Source organism: Moorena sp. SIO3H5 (assembly GCF_010692395.1).
Classification (GTDB): Bacteria; Cyanobacteriota; Cyanobacteriia; order Cyanobacteriales; family Coleofasciculaceae; genus Moorena.
Genome location: NZ_JAAHHS010000617.1, coordinates 1 through 3,184, shown reverse-complemented (window position 1 = coordinate 3,184; position 3,184 = coordinate 1). Strand labels below are relative to the sequence as shown.

Here is a 3,184-nt window from a genome sequence, read left to right as displayed (position 1 = left end):
TCAATATCCAATTACGCTTAATTTTTTCTTTACTGTGATCGTTTCCAACTCTGATGCCGTAATTTTTCCATACTTAGGGTTACCACACCTAACGTTACCAGAAACAATCCGATAATTTCCTGTAACCCTAAACCTTGTTGAATAATCCCCACGGCTAAGACGGTAGTTAACACTGGTGCTGTTGACCCGATAATTCCAGCTGGACGCCCACCAATGAGCCTGATGGCAAAGTTTTGCACCAGATAGCTCACTAACGTTATCACTCCCAACCCCAGACAGCTGAAGTATACAGCCAGTCTTTGGGTGGGTTCAACAAAAAAGCGCCAGGATTGATCTAGGGGAAATGATAAGCTCAGGCTAGAAAATACCAAAATTAATGTAAAATTAATAAAGCTATAAGGAATAGGGTTGAGCTTTCTAGCACTGACTTGGGTCAGTATAATGTAAACAGCGAAGCTCAAACCCGCACCAGCAGCAGCTAAAACTCCCAATGCATAAGAGGGATCGTTAGCTAGAATACTAGGTAGGGCAATAAGCAACGCTCCACCCACAACACCAACTATTACTAGAGCACGAACTAGGTGTTGGCGAGATAGATGTGGGCTAAATAGATCTGAGGGAAATAGATGTGTACGATTACCAAACAGCAATCCTGTCAAGATTACCGTCACAATAGGATATATAAAAAAAATCGTGATTGCTACCCCTGGTTGAATAAGACCTAATGATAGGTATATTAGCACTTGGGATAAAAATAAAAAGAAGCTACTCGCCACCACCTGGCCAAATAAAGGCAAGTCACCGGAGTGAGCACAATGCCTAATATCTCGCCATACCGATGGGTAGAGTAACCTAGCCACAAATGCCATTAGCGGTACTACCACCAGCATCTTTAGCCACAGAATCAACACGGAATTGCCAAAACCAGGAGCCACTAGCCCTCCCACTTGAGCATTCTGTAGACCAAAGAGCCAAGATTGATTAAAGATTACATATATGATTATATTCTGAAACGATAAAATTAGGCAAGACATTAAGGCCAAAAGTACCCCAATAGAGATTTTATTTGGGATTTTCAAACGACTTTTATGCGATCGCGTCAGCTGGTGTGGGATAGCTTGATCAGCCGCACTCGTCTTTTTTGGGGATACCATAAGTTTCTTGGTGTTGGCAGAGATAGCAATATAAGCAACAAGCGTCTTTTATCCTGTATGCTAAAGAGTCGCTGAAAATGAATTGATCATAAATCCATGAATACCACAATCAAGTCTGCCACTGATTCCAACCAAGGTCTAGAATCGGTAAACACCGCTGATTCCTCTGGCACTGGGCTAACGCGATCGCAATATCAGCAAAAAATGCAGCGACGCAAAGAAATACAGGAACAACGCCTAGCTAAAGCCTCCAAACAAAAAGGGCTGATTGTGGTTAATACCGGCAACGGCAAAGGCAAGACCACAGCTGGCTTAGGCATGGTCTTGCGATCCCTTGGTCATGGCTACCGAGTTGTGATTGTACAATTTATTAAGGGTGCTTGGGAACCCGCAGAAAAAGCTGCCTTAGAGCACTGGACAGTAGCCACTGATAACAATCCCCCTCAATTAGAGTTCCATGCCATGGGGGAAGGCTTTACCTGGGATACTCAAGATCGAGAGCGAGACATCGAAAAAGCCCAATCCGCCTGGGATGCAGCCTTAGGGTTTATCCGTAACCCTGACATTAAGCTAGTGCTATTGGATGAGATTAACATAGCATTGAAACTCAACTATCTCAGCATTGAGCAGGTTTTGGCTGGACTAGACGAAAAACCCACTGATTCCCATGTCATCTTAACCGGTAGGGGAGCACCAGCCGCCCTAATTGAAAGAGCTGACTTAGTCACAGAGATGACCTTAGTCAAGCATCCTTTAAAAGACCAGGGGATTAAAGCACAACCTGGTATCGAGTTTTAATAGTGAGTTTTACTATTAAGTTTTTATTAAGTTTTAATCCTGTTAACCAGGGGAGTAGGGGAGAAATTTTTGAACTATTTTTCAACACTCCACAATCCCCAAGTTTTATACTTTTAGCCTTTGGAGAGTTGTCACAGCAATAGCATGATCCCAAAAAATTAGGGCGTTTTCTGCAAATCAGGTCGCTCTTCTGGTATAATAGCCCCCTCAACTGGACAGACTTCGACACAAATGCCACAGTCAATGCAGCTAGAAAAGTCAATCCAGTACCAGTCACTCCCGAGGGCATTTTTCCCTGGTCCTGGATGAATGCATGCCACTGGGCAACATTCAACGCAATCAGCAATTCCTTGGCAAGTATCAGTAACAATCGTGTGTGGCAAAGTGTTTTCTCGCTTGTGTTAGTTGGTCGGATGTGGATCTTTCTTAATTCTATAGTTAGCTAAGTTCGCCTTAGCCAACTCCAACCAATAACTTCCAACTACTCAATTAGCAGTAGCAGTTCATGGCGCGTGTCTAGACATCACGACCCCTATCAGTTCGGTTATCTCACTCTGGAGTATCTATCTATTTCCTGATTCTTGGGTGATTATTTTAATGGAGGGTGTATGTGAGGCTTTATCTCCAAAGCCCCACTAAGGTCCGATGTCCCACCGATGTAATCCACGCACTGTATCCCTATGATATTGCGATTTTTTCCTCAAGGCAAACAATTGTTGAACCTTTTCAGCTTTACCGGGGTCTAAATATGTAATACAATGGAGCTAAGTTGAAATCATAATGACTTCGACTTAATGTCAAAGCGGTTAACCATTACTAAAGGGGATTCACCTGAAGACCTCAAACCACCTGCGGGAGGCAGGTTGCGGCCAGGGTAGTAGAAAACTACTACGGGAGTAAGTGCTCGTTCAGCCAAACCTCCGGATGCTGTATAAGACCAATCTGTAAATACCTTATATATAAGTATATATCACCTATAAATACTTATATAACTACAGGGGGTCAGCAGCAGATCAAACATCGAAGCCCTCAAGCCCACATCGCGCGATTTGGTTGCGGGTAAAACACCAAGGCCCCAAGAGTATGAGCCAAGCGTGCCTGGTCAACTTGTAGGACTACGAAACCTGGGGACAGCCCCAGACAAAACCTAGAAAAAATTGACTTAGTATACATCGTCAATGTTACCGATAAATCTCTTTCTAAAGAAAGAGGTAGGTGGTTAATACCTATTG

At 43.4% G+C, this 3,184-nt stretch carries 3 protein-coding genes; 1 reads left to right on the top strand and 2 read right to left on the bottom strand.

The window, feature by feature from the left end; translation table 11 throughout:
- Positions 1-29: 29 nt before the first annotated feature.
- Positions 30-1,154, bottom strand: coding sequence for a DMT family transporter (locus F6K52_RS34515; RefSeq protein ID WP_293089441.1), 1,125 nt, complete (start codon positions 1,152-1,154; stop codon positions 30-32).
- Between the two features lie 96 nt (positions 1,155-1,250).
- On the opposite strand from F6K52_RS34515, the gene cobO reads away from it, so the two are divergent.
- Positions 1,251-1,952: a cob(I)yrinic acid a,c-diamide adenosyltransferase gene (gene cobO / locus F6K52_RS34510; RefSeq protein WP_293089439.1), complete on the top strand. Its 702-nt coding sequence runs from the start codon at positions 1,251-1,253 to the stop codon at positions 1,950-1,952.
- Positions 1,953-2,110: 158 nt separating this feature from the next.
- On the opposite strand, the gene F6K52_RS34505 is transcribed toward cobO, so the two are convergent.
- Positions 2,111-2,335 (bottom strand): ferredoxin family protein, encoded by a 225-nt coding sequence (locus F6K52_RS34505; RefSeq protein WP_083305266.1) that lies wholly within the window; start codon positions 2,333-2,335, stop codon positions 2,111-2,113.
- Positions 2,336-3,184: the final 849 nt, after the last annotated feature.